General features: G+C 59.4%; 16 protein-coding genes. 6 read left to right on the top strand and 10 right to left on the bottom strand.

All coding sequences use genetic code 11. The annotated features are described in order from the left end of the window. Positions 1 to 117 precede the first annotated feature (117 nt). Both bla and AC1DV6_RS01800 read left to right on the top strand, forming a co-directional pair. The gene (bla, locus tag AC1DV6_RS01805) at positions 118 to 1,038 is read left to right on the top strand and encodes a class A beta-lactamase (protein WP_477974547.1); all 921 of its coding nucleotides are present in this window, start codon (positions 118 to 120) and stop codon (positions 1,036 to 1,038) included. Positions 1,039 to 1,159: 121 nt separating this feature from the next. Continuing rightward, a complete protein-coding gene (locus AC1DV6_RS01800) occupies positions 1,160 to 1,684 on the top strand; it encodes a DUF1566 domain-containing protein (protein WP_477974545.1) in 525 nt (174 codons plus the stop codon). Between the two features lies 1 nt (position 1,685). On the opposite strand, the gene AC1DV6_RS01795 is transcribed toward AC1DV6_RS01800, so the two are convergent. Both AC1DV6_RS01795 and AC1DV6_RS01790 read right to left on the bottom strand, forming a co-directional pair. Then, complete coding sequence (locus AC1DV6_RS01795; RefSeq protein ID WP_477974543.1) at positions 1,686 to 2,120, bottom strand: hypothetical protein; 435 nt, start codon at positions 2,118 to 2,120, stop codon at positions 1,686 to 1,688. Between the two features lie 2 nt (positions 2,121 to 2,122). Further along, a complete protein-coding gene (locus tag AC1DV6_RS01790; RefSeq protein ID WP_477974541.1) occupies positions 2,123 to 2,722 on the bottom strand; it encodes a DUF4337 domain-containing protein in 600 nt (199 codons plus the stop codon). Positions 2,723 to 2,861: 139 nt separating this feature from the next. Between AC1DV6_RS01790 and pepF the strand changes: the two genes are divergently transcribed. After that, positions 2,862 to 4,757, top strand: coding sequence for an oligoendopeptidase F (gene pepF, locus AC1DV6_RS01785; protein ID WP_477974539.1), 1,896 nt, complete (start codon positions 2,862 to 2,864; stop codon positions 4,755 to 4,757). On the opposite strand, the gene AC1DV6_RS01780 is transcribed toward pepF, so the two are convergent. The 7 genes from AC1DV6_RS01780 to AC1DV6_RS01750 form a co-directional block, all read right to left on the bottom strand. Beyond that, complete coding sequence (locus tag AC1DV6_RS01780) at positions 4,750 to 5,886, bottom strand: acyltransferase family protein (RefSeq protein ID WP_477974537.1); 1,137 nt, start codon at positions 5,884 to 5,886, stop codon at positions 4,750 to 4,752. The two genes, pepF and AC1DV6_RS01780, sit on opposite strands and share 8 nt — an antisense overlap. Positions 5,887 to 6,000: 114 nt before the next feature. Further along, on the bottom strand, positions 6,001 to 7,197 hold the full coding sequence (locus AC1DV6_RS01775) for an ABC transporter substrate-binding protein (RefSeq protein WP_477974535.1): 1,197 nt from the start codon (positions 7,195 to 7,197) through the stop codon (positions 6,001 to 6,003). A 27-nt stretch (positions 7,198 to 7,224) separates the two neighbouring features. Then, the gene (locus tag AC1DV6_RS01770; protein WP_477974533.1) at positions 7,225 to 9,081 is read right to left on the bottom strand and encodes an AMP-dependent synthetase/ligase; all 1,857 of its coding nucleotides are present in this window, start codon (positions 9,079 to 9,081) and stop codon (positions 7,225 to 7,227) included. 5 nt (positions 9,082 to 9,086) lie between these two features. Next, positions 9,087 to 9,884: an ABC transporter ATP-binding protein gene (locus AC1DV6_RS01765; RefSeq protein ID WP_477974532.1), complete on the bottom strand. Its 798-nt coding sequence runs from the start codon at positions 9,882 to 9,884 to the stop codon at positions 9,087 to 9,089. Continuing rightward, positions 9,881 to 10,693, bottom strand: a complete 813-nt coding sequence (locus tag AC1DV6_RS01760; RefSeq protein WP_477974530.1) for an ABC transporter ATP-binding protein — start codon at positions 10,691 to 10,693, stop codon at positions 9,881 to 9,883. The genes AC1DV6_RS01765 and AC1DV6_RS01760 overlap by 4 nt, the downstream gene beginning before the upstream one ends. After that, positions 10,690 to 11,766: a branched-chain amino acid ABC transporter permease gene (locus tag AC1DV6_RS01755; RefSeq protein ID WP_477974528.1), complete on the bottom strand. Its 1,077-nt coding sequence runs from the start codon at positions 11,764 to 11,766 to the stop codon at positions 10,690 to 10,692. The genes AC1DV6_RS01760 and AC1DV6_RS01755 overlap by 4 nt, the downstream gene beginning before the upstream one ends. Before the next feature lies 1 nt (position 11,767). Continuing rightward, entirely contained in the window at positions 11,768 to 12,664 is an 897-nt protein-coding gene (locus tag AC1DV6_RS01750) for a branched-chain amino acid ABC transporter permease (protein ID WP_477974526.1), read from the bottom strand. Between the two features lie 106 nt (positions 12,665 to 12,770). Here AC1DV6_RS01750 and AC1DV6_RS01745 point away from each other — a divergent pair, with 106 nt between their 5' ends. From AC1DV6_RS01745 to AC1DV6_RS01735, 3 genes are all read left to right on the top strand, one after another. Further along, positions 12,771 to 13,586, top strand: coding sequence for a crotonase/enoyl-CoA hydratase family protein (locus AC1DV6_RS01745; protein ID WP_477974524.1), 816 nt, complete (start codon positions 12,771 to 12,773; stop codon positions 13,584 to 13,586). A 113-nt stretch (positions 13,587 to 13,699) separates the two neighbouring features. Continuing rightward, positions 13,700 to 14,542, top strand: coding sequence for an MOSC domain-containing protein (locus AC1DV6_RS01740; protein WP_477974522.1), 843 nt, complete (start codon positions 13,700 to 13,702; stop codon positions 14,540 to 14,542). 68 nt (positions 14,543 to 14,610) lie between these two features. Further along, on the top strand, positions 14,611 to 15,399 hold the full coding sequence (locus tag AC1DV6_RS01735) for a substrate-binding periplasmic protein (RefSeq protein ID WP_477974520.1): 789 nt from the start codon (positions 14,611 to 14,613) through the stop codon (positions 15,397 to 15,399). Between the two features lie 12 nt (positions 15,400 to 15,411). Here the strand turns inward: AC1DV6_RS01735 and AC1DV6_RS01730 are convergent, their stop codons facing one another. Beyond that, positions 15,412 to 15,882 carry an SRPBCC family protein gene (locus tag AC1DV6_RS01730; protein ID WP_477974519.1) on the bottom strand — a complete coding sequence of 157 codons (471 nt, stop codon included), beginning with the start codon at positions 15,880 to 15,882 and terminating at the stop codon, positions 15,412 to 15,414. Positions 15,883 to 15,891 lie beyond the last annotated feature (9 nt).

Genomic DNA, 15,891 nt, shown 5'->3' with positions numbered 1-15,891 from the left:
CACTGTAGGCAGCACGCCCGTTACATTCAGTCTCAGCAGAGACAGACTGTGCCGCGCGCGACTCCTGCTGAAACTGGCGAGAATGCGGTACTACAGTCTCTGGCGCATCCCCATTTCATGCACACAATCACTCCCCACATCAATCGTCGCCACGCCATCGGTCTGGGCGCCGCCTGTTTTCTGCCAACCAGTGTCTGGGCCGCTGGCGCAAGCCCCTTGGCAGATCATCCCGGCTTGGCCGCGTTGGAGAAAAGGGTTGGCGGACGACTCGGTGTCGCCATGCTCCACACTGGCACCGGCGCCATCGCGGGCCACCGCCTGCATGAGCGCTTCGGCATGTGCTCCACATTCAAGCTGCCGCTGGCCGGAGTTGTTCTTCGCAAGGTAGACGAAGGAAGTTTGCGGCTGGACCAATGGGTTCCCTATTCGCAAGCGGACATGGTGTCGCATGCGCCTGTGACGGGGCAGCACCTTGCCGAAGGCGGCATGACCGTTGGTGCGCTGGCGCGTGCCACGCAAACCACCAGTGACAACCCGGCCGCCAATCTGCTGATGCGCTTGCTGGGTGGACCGGCAGGGGTCACCGCCACGCTGCGCGCGTTGGGTGATACGGAGACGCGTCTGGACCGGCTGGAGCCGCAGATGAACCTGGTGCCGCAAGGCGAGGTGCGCGACACCACGACGCCGCTGGCGATGGCGCAGACCATGTCGCTGATGCTCACCAAGGGCTGGCTGTCACCTGCCTCGACAAAGTTGTTGATCGAATGGATGCAAGCGACGGACACCGGAAGCAAGCGGCTGCGCGCTGGCTTCCCTTCAGGATGGCGCTCGGGTGACAAGACCGGCACGGCGATGGCCGATGGCATGGTGGATAAGTACAACGACACAGCCATCGCGTGGGCTCCCGAAAAGGCGCCGTTGATCGTGACGGCGTATTACGACGCTGCCAAGGCGTACGGCAAGGGCATTCGCGATGAAGACCAGGCAGTGCTGGCCGAGGTGGGGCGAATCGCCGCGAATTGGTACATCACAGCCTAGCCCGGCTGCTATTGAATTAGTAGCTGCTTACGCAATATTTACGGGCATCGCAACCATGTTTAACGCTGCATCCTCGCTTGCTGATTTGGCCCATCGCTGTAGGCGGTGGTGCATCGCGGGAGTGCTGGCCGCTTTGGGCATTGCCGCGCAAGCGGCTGCGCCAGAGCCAACTTGGCAAGCATCGCCGGACGGTGCTGGCGTGGTGAGCCCGCGGGACAAACTGGTCTGGGATCGTTGTGTACATGGGCAACGATGGAATGGCAACGTCTGTGAAGGCGATGTGATGCTGCTCAGCCATAGTGAGGGCATGGCGCTGGCGGGCGAACGCAACCGCAGCGGCGGGAAAAGCTGCCGCCTTCCCGCTATGGTGGAACTGAAAGCCTTGGCTGCGCAGATTGCAGTCGCTGGCAAAAAGGCCGCGCTGTTTCCGCCCGTCTCCACCGGTTGGCGCTGGTCCGGCACCCGCATTGTGGACACTGCCTCGGTCAACCAATACAACTACGGCAATGCAATGAAGGGCCGCAATAACGAGAACGCTGTGCGCATCGATGTCTTGCACGCCTGGGCTGTGGATGTGGCGACGGGCGAAGCGCGCAAGGATGTCACCAAACGCAGCCGCTTGCCGGTGCAACTGGTTTGCTATTGAATTAGTAGCTGCTTACGCACGTTCTGCGGGCGTTACAAGCCATTTTGACCATCAATCTCGCCCCAGCGGCAGCGAGCAGGGAGCCGGCAATCACCTCAAACCAGATCGTCAAATTGGTGGCCAAGGTGTGCTCGGAGCACAGCGCCAGCGTGTAGTGCAGCAGCCCGTCCAGACCCATCGCACCATACGCCGTGAGCAGCAACGCACCGATGGCGGGCCAGCCCAGGCGAAACATGATTAACCCCGCCACACCCAGGCTGCAGACCGCCAGCCACGACAGATACACTATCTCCCGCGTGATCCACGCGGGCATGTTCGGGTAGAACGCAATGAACTCGGCGTTGTGCGCAAAGTGGGCCAGGCTGGCAACGAAGTAGACGGCCAGCAACGCCAAGAGGTGCCGAGGCAGAAGCGCGGACGTCAATGGTAGCTTCATGTTCAGCTCAGCAGCTTGATCAACGTGTCCGGGTGAATGCCCCATCCCGCTAAACCCGCCGCGCCCATCAGGAAGCCATACCCCGATGGCAGTAGCGCCAGCAGGTACAGCCATGGCAGGCCGGTCAGCGACGCGACCGCCAGCAGCGAGATCGCGATTGCAATCGCCGCGTCGGACAAATCAAACTGGTCGTCGCGGAAGTTCAGCGCGTCGTAAGCGGCCTGGTCGTGCTCGGCTTGCGCCTTGAGTTCATTTTTCTTCTGGTTCTGGTCGACGGCCAGCGATTCGTAGGCCTTGATCTGTTCAGCCAGCGCAGCTTTCTGCGCCGGGTTCGCGCCTAGCGCCTGGATGCGCAATTGCACCAGCGTGGACTTGGCAATCTCTTCGCGGATATTGCGCGCCTGGTAAAACTGCCAGTGGTCCAGCTTGTCGGCTTGCGCCTGTTGCATGGCCTGCACGATGTTGTCGTCCTTGACCTTGCAAATGCCCATGAAGGTGGCCAGCAGCGCGACCGTGATCGCAACGGCCGGGTTCAGCCAGCGGTGTTTGGTCGGCGCCTCCGGTTTGGCAGTCTCTACCACTTCGAGTGGGTCAATGTCCATGGGGTTCCTTTTTTATCCACGACTTTCCGCGTTTCGTCGCATTTCTTCTGACGCGGGATTGTGCACCAGCGCGGTCGCACGTATGCTGCACGCTCGGCCGATTTGCCGGCTCTTTACAGACTGTTCCTAAGGACCCTCCATGAAGCAATCCCTACTGGTATCGGCCATCGCCGCCGCCATCACGCTGGCCGCTGTCGGCAGTGCCCACGCGGCCAAGCCGCAAACCCGCAACCGCGCCGAAATCCCCGCCGAATACCGCTGGGACTTCACGCCCATTTACCCCAACTGGGAAGCCTTTGAAGACGGCATCAAAGACCTGGACGGCAAGATCGCCGCCTATGCCCAGCTGAAGGGCTCGCTGAAAAACGGCCCCGCCGCCGTGCTGAAGGCCTACCAGGACCAGGATGCGATGGGCAAGGTGGCCTACAAGCTGTATGGCTACACGCATTTGCAGCGCGACGTAGATACGCGCAACCAGGACATCTCCGGCAAGTCGCAACGCGTCTCCGCGTTGTTCGCCAAGCAGGGCACGGCAACGGCATGGTTTACGCCTGAGTTGCTGACGATCCCACAAGCGACTATGGAGCAGTGGATTGACGCAACCCCGGCGCTGGCGCCATACAAGTTCGGCATTCTGGACACTTACCGCCAGCAAAAGCACGTTCTGGACGAAAAGGGCGAAAAGCTGCTGTCGCTCTCTTCGCAGTTCCGCGGCACGCCGCGCAATGCCTACCAGGAGCTGTCGACCTCAGATATCAAGTTCCCCAAGGTCACGCTGTCTGATGGCAAGGAAATTACGCTGTCGCCCGGTGTCTACCAGGGCGTGCTGGCGACCAACCCCAACCAGGCCGACCGCGCCAAGGCGTTCGAGGCCTACCTGAAGACCTACGCCGCAACCACCAACACCTACGCGGCAATTTACAACGGCATCTTGCAGCGCAACTGGTTCACTGCCCAGGCGCGCAACTTCCCGACCACGCTGGATGCCGCACTGGACGGCAATGCCGTGCCACCCGCTGTGGTCACCACACTGGTCGACACCGTGCGCAACGGCACCGCGCCGCTGCAGCGCTACATGAAGCTGCGCAAGAAGCTGCTCGGGCTGGAGACCTACCACCTGTACGACGGCTCACAGCCGATCTACAAGACGGACAAGACGTATCCGTATGAGGAATCACGCGATCAGGTCTTGGCCTCCGTTGCACCTCTGGGTGCTGACTATGTTGCGAAGTACAAGAAGTTCATGTCCGGCAAGCAGGTCGACGTCTATGAGAACGACGGCAAGCGCAGCGGCGCCTACGTCAGCGGCATCTATGGCGTCGGCCCCTATATGCTGTTGAACCACAACGACACGCAGGACGCGCTGTTCACACTGGCGCACGAAGGCGGCCACGCGATGCACACCGTGCTGTCGCATGAGACCCAACCCTTCGCCACCGCGAGCTACACGATCTTCGTCGCCGAAGTAGCGTCCACCACCAACGAACGCTTCCTGCTGAACCGCCTGCTGGAAACCACGACCGATCCGAAAGAGCGCTTCTTGCTGCTGCAACACGCTGTCGACTCCATCGTCGGCACGTTCTACACGCAAGTGCTGTTTGCCGACTACGAGCTGCAGGCGCACAAGCTGGTCGAGCAGGGCCAGCCCATCACATCGGAAGTGTTGAACGGCATCTACCTGAAGCTGTTGAAGGATTACTACGGTGATGCGGTGGCAACCGACGAACTCTACAAATACACCTGGTCACGCATCCCGCACTTCTTCAACTCGCCGTACTACGTCTACCAGTACGCCACCTGTTTTGCGTCCAGCGCCAAGCTGTTCAAGGACATGACCAGCGGCACCGACGCATCACGCAAGGCTGCGACCGATCGTTACCTGACGCTGCTCAAGAGCGGCGGCAATGACCATCCGATGAAGCAGTTGCAAAAGGCTGGCGTAGACCTGTCACAGCGCGCCACGGTGCAAGCTGTTGTCGACCAGATGAATGAGCTGGTCGCGCAAATGGAAGTGGAAGCGGCGAAGATCAAGTAGACCTAGTGACCGCAATACCGGAGTTCTCGTTTTTTTGGATAATGCGACGGCCAAGTCTGATTCCGGGAACTTCGATGGCGCGATAACTTATTTCCGCCACACACAGCAACACCGCTGTAAGAGCCGCTGCGCAAACGAAGTATGCATAGTTGCCCAGCGTAGGTTGCAGCGTCTCGTTGAGCTGGATCAGATAGCGGCTGAAGACTGTGATCACCAGCGGGTGCAGCAAATAGACGCTGAAACTACGTTCTCCCAGGTACTCAAAGAATCGATTGGCGCTCCATCTGCCCGGATTTACACTCTGCCAAATGCACAGTGCGCCAAAGCCGCAGGCCCACAGTATCAAATCCAGTCTGCCACCGCCGGTAAGCGCTTCTGCCGCGCCGACGAACAGCAGGGCGAGAATCAGTATCGCCGCGGCAGGGAACAGCAGCGGAAGTGCTGCGCCGGTCTGCTTGTAATGTTGGACCATTTTGTAGGCCCATATACCGACTGCAAAGAAATACAGATTCGACAGAAAGTTGAAGTACGACCCATCCCAACGGGGCGGCGGAACGGTCTGCAAGTATTGCGCATGCAATACAGTTCTCGCGCCATACCCAATGGCGGTTGCTGCGATCAGGAGTATCGCTGCATCCCGCTTGCTCTTGACGGTTATCAGCAGTAACGGAAACATCGCGTAAAAAATCATTTCCACACCTATGGTCCATCCCGCCCACACCAGGCAGACGGCAGGGTCCAGCACGAAGCCGAACAGGAAGAAGAAGTTCAGAAAAATTGTCAGAAAGTCTGGAAATGTGCCACGCCAAAAATGACCCACCAGCATGCACAGAAGCACCAGATAAAACAAAGGAGCTATTCTGAAAAATCGCTTGATCAAGTACGCGTTAACCCAACCGCGGCGCTGCATGGTGTGCGAGGTCGAGTGCATCAATGAAAAAGCACTCAGTACAAAAAACAGATGCGCACCGTAGCCGAAATCGCGAGCGATGAACTGGAATATCGGTGGAACCGCAATGCCAGTCAGATGGCACAGATGAAATAAGACTACCGCAAGGGCGGCGATACCACGTAGGCCCAGAATCCCGCTGAGCAAGTTTGCGTCTGGAATGGTTTCAAAATGGCGCATGGTCATCTTCTGAGCGGGTGATGCCGGGGGATCTTACGGTAGCCGCTGCTGTGACTCGGCGAGCAATGAAAATAAAAAAGCCACCCGCAGGTGGCTTCATGTTGTCTGCCCTACTTATTTTTTAGCAGGCGCAGCCTTGGCCACGGCCGGGTCGCCCACATACTCGCCCACGACTTTCCACTTGCCATCTGTGATCTGCGATAGGCGCGATGCGCTGGAGCCCAGGCGTTTGGTCGCAGTGAACGACTGTGGTGCGCTGCCGAAGATGTCGGATGGAATGGTCAGCGAGTCCATGACCTTGATGAAGCTCTCGGTGGTCAGGTTCTTGCCAGCCTTGGTGGCAGCGGTGGCGAAGGTGTTGATCACGCTGTAGCCGTAGACCGAGAACACGGTTGGATCTTCGTTGAACTTGGTCTTGTACTTGTTGGCCCAGAAGCGGATCGCAGGGGACTGCTCATCCGTGTAGGGGTTTTGTACGGTGTGTGTCGCGTACAGGCCGTCCATGGGTTTGCCGCCGAGCTTGTGGATCAGGTCGGTGTAGGCCGCGCTGGAGCCGATGAAGGTGGGGCTGTAGCCCATCTTGCGTGCGGTTCCGATCGCGCCGATGGTTTCGCGGATGATGGTACCCAGCACAACGAAATCACAACCGCTGGATTGCATTTTCGAGATTTGCGAAGAGAAGTCAGTTGCGCCGCGCTTGTACGATGTCTTCTCGGCGAATTCCATGCCGATGGTCTTCAGACCGTCTTCGCCACCCTTCATGACTTCGCTGCCGAAGTCATCGTCCTGGTACATCGTGCAAACCTTCTTCGCACCCTTTTCCTTCACCAGCTTGGGCACCGCCAGACGCATCTGGTCGTAGTAGGGCGCGGCGTAGGAGTACTTCAGCTTGTGGAAGGGCTCGTACATTTCGCGTGCGGCAGTGATGGGGAAGAAGTTGATGACGTTCTTCTCAAACTGCACGGGCATCGCGGCCAGATTTTGCGCGGTACCGATGTGGCCCACCATCATGAAAATCTTGTCCTGGTTGACCAGCTTTTGCGCAGCCAGCACGGCCTTCTTGGGGTCATAGGCCGAGTCTTCAACCAGCAGGCGAATCTTGCGGCCGTTGATGCCGCCCTGTTCGTTGATTTCGTCAACGGCCAGCATCATGCCCAGCCGGTCCTGCTTGCCGAAACCGGCAATCGGGCCGCTCAAATCCTGGATGGAGCCGAGGACGATTTCGTCTTTGGTGACGCCCTGTTGCTGGGCCTGGGCCAATGTGGCCGTCATGGCCACCATTGCCAATAGTGCGGAAGTCTTCAGTTTCATGTTTGTCTCCTGTAAAAATTATGGGAACTAGCGGTACATGGCTTCAATCTGCGGTGCGTACTTCTTCTCCACCAGCTTGCGTTTGAGCTTCATGGTGGGGGTCAGCTCTTCATCTTCTGCTGTCAGCTGGGTCTCCAGCAGGAAGAATTTCTTGATTTGCTCCACGCGGGCAAACTTCTTGTTGACGCGATCCAGCTCGGCCTGGATCAGCGTCTGGATTTCGGGCGCGCGCGTCAGCGAGGCGTAGTTGCTGAACGGCACATCAGCGTCCTGCGCGTATTTCTCGACGTTCTCCTGGTCAATCATGATGATCACCGTCAGGTAGGCGCGCTTGTCGCCGATCACCACCGCATCGGTGATGTACGGCGAGAACTTCAAATCGTTTTCCAGCTCACTGGGCGTGATGTTCTTGCCGCCGGCGGTGATGATGATGTCCTTGAGGCGGTCGGTGATGGTGTAGTAGCCCTCACTGTCAACCGTGCCCACGTCGCCGGTGTGCAGCCAGCCTTCGGCATCAATCGTTTCCGCCGTTTTCTCCGGCAGGTTCAAATAGCCCGCAAACACATTGGGACCGCGCACCAGGATCTCGTTCGTGCCTTCGGCAAGGCGCATTTCGTTATACGGTGTAGCGGGGCCAATCGTGCCGGGCTTCACACGGTTGGGCTGCGCGCCGCTGGAGCCGCCGCAGGTTTCGGTCATGCCCCAGACCTCAACCATGGGCACGCCCAAAGCGAGATACCAGCGAACGAGATCGGCCGAGATCGGCGCCGCGCCAGTGAACAGCACGCGCGAACGGTGGATGCCGATCAGCTTGCGCACATTGTTCAGCACCAGCACGCTGGCGATGTGGAACTGCAACTTCAGCCAAGCGTTGACCGGCTTTTGCGCCAATACCAGATCGGCAATCTGCATGCCCACGCCGATGGCCCAGGCATAGGTGGCCTGCTGCACAGTGCCCGCTTCTTTCAACCCAATCATCACGCCGGAATAAAACTTTTCCCAGACGCGCGGCACGGCGACAAACACCGTGGGCGCAATCTCGCGTACGTTTTCGGGAATGGTCTCTGGGTTCTCGACGAAGTTGAGCTTGGCGCCGGTGTAGAGGCCGTAGTATTCGCCGCCCATGCGCTCCGCAATGTGGCACAGCGGCAGAAAGCACATGCGCTCGTCTTGATCGGTCTGCTGGATCAGCGTGTTGTAGCCGCGCATGGTGTAGACCAGCCCGCGGTGCAAATGCATGGCGCCTTTGGACTTGCCGGTGGTGCCGGAGGTGTAGACCAGAATCGCCAGATCGTCTGCTTTCGTGGCGCGTGTGCGTTCTTCGATGACGTTGGGGTGTTGTGCCAAATACTCGCGGCCCAGCGCGCGCAGGCCATCCAGGCTGATGACGCCGGGGTCTTGCAACTTTTGCAGCCCCTCCATATCGACCACGATGATTTTGCGCAACAGCGGCAACTGGCCGCGCACTTCCAGGGCCTTGTCGAGCTGCTCGTCGTCTTCAACAAACAGGAAACGCGTTTGCGAGTCTTCGCACAGGTATTGCACCTGGTTGGGCGCATCCGTCGGGTAGATGCCGTTGGATATACCGCTGCACGACAAAATGCCCAGATCCATCCAGACCCAGTCCACCGTGGTGTTGGACAGGATGGATGCGCATTCGCCTTTCTCGAAGCCCAGGCTGATTAGCCCTGCGGCGATCTCGCGCACGGCTTCTGCCGTCTGATTCCAAGTCCAGCTGCGCCAGATTCCCAGATGCTTTTGCCGCATCCACACATTCGGGCCGCGTGTCTTGACCGCGTTCCAGAAAATTTCGGGAATGGTCTCACCCGGAACCACGATGGTGTGGTCGGCTTGAACTTCTTTAACGTCCCAGAGTCCGGTCATTTTTCTTATCTCCAGGTCTTTTTCTTTTTCCAGCGCCGCTCGCCGCGCACGCCGTCTTCCTTCAGGCCCAGATAGAACTCCTTGATGTCGTCCTTCTCGCGCAAATGCGCGCAGGTGTCTTCCATCACGATGCGGCCGTTCTCCAGCACGTAGCCGTAGTCCGAGGCGTTCAGCGCCATGTTGGCGTTTTGCTCGACCAGCAGGATCGTGGTGCCGCGTTCGCGGTTGATGCGTACGACGATCTCGAAGATCTCTTTGGTCAGTTTCGGGCTTAAGCCCAGGCTGGGCTCGTCCAGCAGCATCAGGTCCGGATTGGCCATCAGCGCACGCGAAATCGCCAGCATTTGCTGCTGCCCGCCCGAGAGCAGGCCCGCATCTTGCGCAGCGCGTTCGCGCAGGATAGGGAAGTAGCCGAACACCGCTTCCATGTCTTTGGCAACGCCGTCGCGGTCCGAGCGCGTGTAGGCGCCCATCAGCAGGTTGTCGCGCACGCTGAGCAACGGGAATACTTCGCGCCCTTCGGGCACGTGGCTCAAGCCCTGTTGCACGATGTGCGCCGGGTCGTTGGCCGTGATGTCTTCGCCTTTGAACTCGATGCTGCCCTTGCGCGGATCGATGATGCCGGAGATGGTTTTCAGGATGGTGGACTTGCCGGCGCCGTTGGAGCCCAGCACGGTGGCAATTTCGCTGCGGCGCACTTGCAGGCTGACGCCACGGATCGCCTTGATCGGCCCGTAAGCGCTCTCGACATTGAGCAGCTTCAATACAGGTTGGTCGCTGATGGGAGGCGGCTGCGTACTCATGCTGCTTTCCTCCGTAGTGAAGACACATCGTCGATCGAGCCCAGATAGGCTTCGATCACGCCAGGATCGTTCTGCACCTCACGCGGTGTGCCCATGGCGAGCACTTCGCCCTGGTTCATCGCCAGCACGCGGTCTGATACTTTGGACACCAGGCTCATATCGTGCTCGACCATCAGCACCGTGATGCCCAGGTCGTTTTTGATGTCCTGAATCCAGAACGCCATGTCATCCGTCTCTTCGACGTTCAGGCCGCTCGATGGTTCATCCAGCAGCAACAGCTTGGGCTCGGTGCACAGCGCGCGCGCCAGTTCCACCACTTTGCGCACGCCGTATGGCAGGCCAGCAACAAAGGTATCGCGGTAGTGCTGCAGGCCCAGAAAATCGATCACTTCCTCGGCCTTCTCGCGCGCCAGTAGTTCGGCATCACGGGCCTTGCGGGTGAAGAACATGTCTTGCCACACACCGGTCTGGCGGTGTGTGTGGCGGCCGATCAGCAGGTTGTGCAACACGGAGGCGTGTTCGAACAGTTCGATGTTCTGGAAGGTGCGCGCAATGCCCAGCGAGGCCACGTTTTGTGGCGGCTGCGTGGTCAGCTTGAGCATGCCGTCAGGGCCGAGGTAGTCAATCTCGCCGGTGGTCGGTGTGTAGATGCGGCTGATCAGGTTGAACACGGTGGTCTTGCCCGCGCCATTGGGGCCGATCAGTGTGAAGACCTCGCCTTGTTTGACGTCGAACGACACGTTGTTGACCGCCAGCACGCCGCCAAAGCGCACGCTTAAGTTCTTGGCAGATAGAAGTAAATCTGTCATTTCAATCTATCCGATTTCTGGAAGGTCTTCTGCCGCTTGAACATGCCCTTGCGGTAGAACGGGAAGGTCTGCAAATAGGTGCGCACCTTGAGCCAGCGACCGTAGAGGCCCATGGGCTCAAACAACACGAAGGCAATCAGCACGAGGCCGTACACCAGACCCTTGAGCCCCGGTGCCTGGCCCACGACAGCGGGCAGGTAGTCCTTGGTCATACCGATCAGCTCGGGCAGTGTGATCAGGAATATGGCCCCCAGAAATACGCCATGCACCGAACCTACGCCACCGACCACAATCATCAGCAGCAGATCGATGGACTGCAGGATGTTGAACTGGTCTGGCGAAATGAATTGCAGGTAGTGGCCATAGAGCGCACCGGCAATACCGGCCAGCGCAGCCGACAGCGCAAACGACAGCGTCTTGTAATACGCCAGATGGATGCCCATGCTTTGCGCGGAAATTTCAGAGTCGCGGATCGCGACGAAGGCACGCCCGGTCGGCGAACGCAGCAGATTCAGAATGCCCAGCGTCGCGGCCACGGTGATTACCAGGCACAGCCAATAGAACTCGGCGCCCGATTGCAGCACCCAACCAAAAATATCGGGCTTCTTGATATGAATGCCCGTGTTGCCGCCGGTGACCGATTCCCAGCGCGCCAGCACTTCTTCTACGATGAAGCCGAACGACAGCGTCGCCATGCCCAGGTAAATGCCTTTGACGCGCAACGCAGGCAGACCGACCACCAAGCCGACGGCGCCGGACAGGCCCGCAGCACATATCAGCGCCAGCGGAAACGGCATGCCGTGGTTGGTCAGCACCGCATGCGTGTAGGCGCCTACGCCCAGAAAGGCTGCGTGGCCCAACGAAAACAGCCCGGTGTACCCGGCCAGCAGCATGATGCCCAAGCCTGCGACCGAATAAATCAGCACCAGCGTCAGTTGCGACAGCCAGTACTCGGCGAACAGCCACGGTGCGGTCAGCAACAGCAACATCAGCAGGCCGTACCAGAAGACGTGGCCGCTGTGTTTGGCAAGCTTGATGTCTTGCGCATAGTCGGTTTTAAAGATGAATCTCATGTCAAACCTTTTTGCGCAGCTTTTCGCCGAACAGACCGTTGGGCTTGACCATCAACATGACGAGCACCACGACGTAGGCCGCCGTGTCCTTGAATCCATCGGGCAAGTAGAAGCCAGCGAACGACTCCACCAAGCCAATCACCAGCCCGCCCACAATCGCGCCCGGTAGACTGCCAAAGCCGCCAACCACTGCCGCGGGAAAGGCCTTCAGTCCAATGAATCCCATGTTGGCGTGGACAAAGGTAATAGGCGCCAACAGCAGACCTGCGATGGCGGCAACCGCCGCAGCCAGGCCCCAGGCAATGCCGTTGAGCCGCTGCACCGGGATGCCCATGTAATACGCGGCCAACTGGTTTTGCGACGCGGCCTGCATCGCTATGCCCAGCTTGCTGTAGCGAAACAGCGCAAACAGCAGCACGCACAGCACACCGGTCACGCCGATGATGACCAAGTGCTCCACATTGAGCACAAGTGCGCCAATGCCCATCTCGTTGCCGCCGAACTTCAGGATTTCGTCCTTGTACGGAACCGGCAGCGCGTTGGTGTCGCTGCCTATTCCTGGAATCATCGTGATCAGGCCGCGTGCCACGTAGCCAATACCTATGGTCAACATCACGATGGAAAACGCGGGTTGGCCGAGGATGGGGCGAATGACGAGGCGCTCCAGCAGCACACCAAAGGCCGCCATCGCCGCAATCGTGCACAGCACCGCCAGCCAATACGGGAAGCCCAGCATGGTCATGGCTACCAGGCCGCCAAATGCGCCCAGCATCATCAGCTCACCCTGCGCAAAACTGACCGTTTCTGTGGCCTTGTAGATGAGCACAAAGCCCAGCGCGATCAAGCCGTAGATGCACCCCTGTGCGACCCCGCTGATCACGAGTTGAAGAAACTGCACGCTGTCTCCTGTTGTTCTTGGCTTTGGTTATAGCGGGTGCTTTACGAATCTCCGATAGGGTTGTCACTGATTTCCCTGCCATTCACAGGACTATTTAATGCAATGCATGAACAACACAGTGCATGTGCACCAAGATGGCCCAGTCACCGTGGTGACTCTTCAGCGTCCCGAGGTGCGCAATGCAGTCGATGCCGCAACTGCGCGTGCGTTGCACGCGGCCTTCCTCGCGTTTGAGGCAGATCCGCAAGCGCGGGTTGCGATATTCCATGGCGATAACGGCCACTTCTGCGCGGGCTGGGATTTGCAGGCCGGTGCGCGTCTTGCGCAACAGCAAGCCGCCGATGCCAATCCCTTTGCCGATCTGGAATTCGATGCGTCGCAAGTGGCCACCGGTGGCGGCCCACTCGGCCCCATGGGCCCATCGCGCCTGATGCTGAGCAAGCCGGTGATTGCCGCCATCAGCGGCGCCGCGGTCGCCGGCGGCATGGAGCTGGCGCTGTGGTGCGACATGCGCGTGATGGAAGCCGATGCCTACTTCGGCGTTTACTGCCGCCGCTTTGGTGTGCCTCTGATAGATGGCGGCACGGTGCGCCTGCCGCGTCTGATCGGTATGGGCCACGCGATGGATTTGATATTGACCGGTCGCAAGGTCGAGGCGATGGAGGCTTTGCAGATGGGCTTGTGCAACCGCGTCGTACCAGCTGGTCAGGCGCTGTCCGCTGCGCTGACATTGGCACAGCAGCTCGCCGCCTTTCCGCAACAGACCATGCTGGCCGACCGCGCCAGCGCCTATGCGCAGTGGGATTTGGCGATGCCACAGGCTTTGCATCAGGAATGGGAGCGTGGCAAGGAGTGCATCGCAGAAGGCCTGCAAGGCGCTGGCCGCTTTGCCTCAGGCGCGGGGCGACACGGAAAATTTTGAATCAAATCGGGCTGCAGCGCGCTTATTGATTGCGTAAGCAGCTATTATTTCCGTAGCAGTTTCCTGGCTGATCAGGCTGGGTTTCATTCTTGGTATTCGATGGTCCGTCAGCGATGCGTATGGAAAATTTCGTTAACCTAACTGCCAGCGAGCTCTATCTCTATCCCGTCAAATCGTGCGCGCCGGTCCGCGTTGACTCGCTAGTCTTCGACCAGGAGGGGCTGGTGGTTGGGGATAGAGAGTGGGTCATCGTTGATGCGCAATCCGGCATGGTTTGGCAGGGATCACATCCCAAACTGGCTTTGGTGCGCCCTCAGTTGCACGACGGAATCCTGACGCTGCACAGCCCGGACGGTGAGCAAGCCGACGTTGAAATGCATCCGGGTTCCGCCTCGCAGCAAATACGCACCTGGAATGACGTCGCGAAGAAAGATGAGTTTCATAGCGGCGTTGACGGCGGCGACAGCGTGGCGGCATTTCTGCAGCGTACTGTCGGTGCACAACTGCGCCTGGTTCGTCTCAGCAAGGAGGCGCTGCGCCGAGAAGGCACAAACACCGTGCATGTAGTGTCGCGAAGCTCTTACCAGGAGTTCCTGGACGCCCTCGCACCGGCAGAGAAGAGCGTGGCCAGTGTGATGCGCTTTCGCCCCAACATAGTGGTCACGGGATCCGACGAATCGCTCATGCCCTTTCTGGAGGAGCAATTCACCGAGTTGGAGTGGGGTTCTGGTGCGTCGAGCGCACGGCTCACCGTCGGTGCGCTTTGTGTGCGATGCATCGTGCCCAACGTCGATCCCGCAACGGGGCTGGTGGATGAGTCGGTATTGGGTGTTGTCAGCACCTTGAGCGCCCAGCGCCATCCGGGGCACCCGACTTACTTCGGCATTTACGCTCGCTCAACGGGGCCTGGCACGCTGGTTCAAGGCACGGAACTGGCCGCAAAACTTGCGTTCTGATGCAAGTCAGATTGCGGCACGGCAAGTTCTAACTATCATCTGCAGAGTTGGATCTACGGAATAAAACAATGAGATCACTGAGTGCCGGATCGGTGCAGCGACTGTGCCAGTGGGTATGGGTTGCAGCATGCATGTTGACCGGCGCCCAAGCCCAAGCGACCGAATTCACCATCTACACCTCCAGTTTTGCCCGGCTGGTGGAACCGCAGGGTGATGGTGCAATGGGCCTCTATGTGGACTTGCTGGCGCAGGTGGAGCGCAAAACCGGACACCACTTCGTCTGGAAATTTCAGCCCTGGGCCCGCGCACAGCTTTCTGCGCGTGCCGATCCGAATGGCCTGATCGTCAACTTCACTCGCACGCCGGAGCGCGAGTCGCAATACAGCTGGGTGGGTGCCGTGGGGTGGGGGCGTTATGGCCTGTTCGTGCCGCGCAAGCTTTTTGACAGAACGCTGACTTCCATGAAGGGCGTCAAGGTCGGGCACCTCAATGGCAGCGAAGTCGTTGGCGTGCTGCAGGACATGGGGTTTACCAACCTGGAGGCGGCCACCAACAGCGAGTCCAATGCCCGCAAGCTGCAACTGGGGCGCATTGACGCGTGGGCCATCAATATGTGGACCGGGCCGACCGTCTTCAAGAATGAAGGGTTCTCGCTGGACGAATTGCGCGTTCTGCCGCTGAATGAACCGTGGGATCAGTGGTTGGCCGCTTCGCCCCAATTCCCGCCTGAAGCCGCAGCGCAAATCGGCGAGGCCTTGAAAAAGCTTCAGCAGGATGGGACGGCCAAGGCACTGGAGGCCAAATACTGGCAGGCACTGCCAGGCTTGTCCAATCCGGCGGTGGCCAAGGGCAAATAAAGCGCGCCGCGCTCAGAGCGTGGCGGCGAGCGCTGCGAGCTGGTCGGTTGCGATGCCCCAGCCCACGTGAAAACCCATGTCTTCATGCGCCTTCGCATCCTCTGCGGTCCAGTGCCGTGCGCGGGCCGTGTAGCGCGTCTTGCCACCTTCGTCTTCAAACGTCAGCACGCCGGTGAAGAAGGGCTTGGCCGATGGCACCCAGGCCGAGGTGTATGCGTCAGTAAATACTATGCGTTCGTTTTTCACGACTTCCAGATAGACGCCAGGGTTGGGCATTTCGGTGCCGTCTGGTCCCTGCATCACGATCAGGCTTGCGCCGCCCGCGCGCACATCCATCTCGGCGCGAATCGTCTTCCAGGGCGGTGGCGTGAACCACTGCACGATCAGTGCGGGTTCGGTCCAGCAGCGAAAGAGCTTCTCGCGGGGCACATCGATCAGTCGCGTGAGCACCAACTCGCGGGGGTCTGCAGAGGGTGTGGTCATCCTTGAATC

It is taken from the genome of Rhodoferax sp. P2_H8_2 (genome assembly GCF_056403235.1).
This window is presented reverse-complemented; position numbering and strand designations above follow the sequence as displayed.

What these genes read in the sequence shown, in the direction of transcription:
- AC1DV6_RS01760 (WP_477974530.1), bottom strand. Translation starts at nt 10,693, where the DNA reads ATGACAGATTTACTTCTATCTGCCAAGAACTTAAGCGTGCGCTTTGGC.
- AC1DV6_RS01795 (WP_477974543.1), bottom strand. Translation starts at nt 2,120, where the DNA reads ATGAAGCTACCATTGACGTCCGCGCTTCTGCCTCGGCACCTCTTGGCG.
- AC1DV6_RS01780 (WP_477974537.1), bottom strand. Translation starts at nt 5,886, where the DNA reads ATGCGCCATTTTGAAACCATTCCAGACGCAAACTTGCTCAGCGGGATT.
- AC1DV6_RS01765 (WP_477974532.1), bottom strand. Translation starts at nt 9,884, where the DNA reads ATGAGTACGCAGCCGCCTCCCATCAGCGACCAACCTGTATTGAAGCTG.
- AC1DV6_RS01735 (WP_477974520.1), top strand. Translation starts at nt 14,611, where the DNA reads ATGAGATCACTGAGTGCCGGATCGGTGCAGCGACTGTGCCAGTGGGTA.
- AC1DV6_RS01755 (WP_477974528.1), bottom strand. Translation starts at nt 11,766, where the DNA reads ATGAGATTCATCTTTAAAACCGACTATGCGCAAGACATCAAGCTTGCC.
- pepF (WP_477974539.1), top strand. Translation starts at nt 2,862, where the DNA reads ATGAAGCAATCCCTACTGGTATCGGCCATCGCCGCCGCCATCACGCTG.
- AC1DV6_RS01775 (WP_477974535.1), bottom strand. Translation starts at nt 7,197, where the DNA reads ATGAAACTGAAGACTTCCGCACTATTGGCAATGGTGGCCATGACGGCC.
- bla (WP_477974547.1), top strand. Translation starts at nt 118, where the DNA reads ATGCACACAATCACTCCCCACATCAATCGTCGCCACGCCATCGGTCTG.
- AC1DV6_RS01745 (WP_477974524.1), top strand. Translation starts at nt 12,771, where the DNA reads ATGAACAACACAGTGCATGTGCACCAAGATGGCCCAGTCACCGTGGTG.
- AC1DV6_RS01730 (WP_477974519.1), bottom strand. Translation starts at nt 15,882, where the DNA reads ATGACCACACCCTCTGCAGACCCCCGCGAGTTGGTGCTCACGCGACTG.
- AC1DV6_RS01790 (WP_477974541.1), bottom strand. Translation starts at nt 2,722, where the DNA reads ATGGACATTGACCCACTCGAAGTGGTAGAGACTGCCAAACCGGAGGCG.
- AC1DV6_RS01770 (WP_477974533.1), bottom strand. Translation starts at nt 9,081, where the DNA reads ATGACCGGACTCTGGGACGTTAAAGAAGTTCAAGCCGACCACACCATC.
- AC1DV6_RS01740 (WP_477974522.1), top strand. Translation starts at nt 13,700, where the DNA reads ATGCGTATGGAAAATTTCGTTAACCTAACTGCCAGCGAGCTCTATCTC.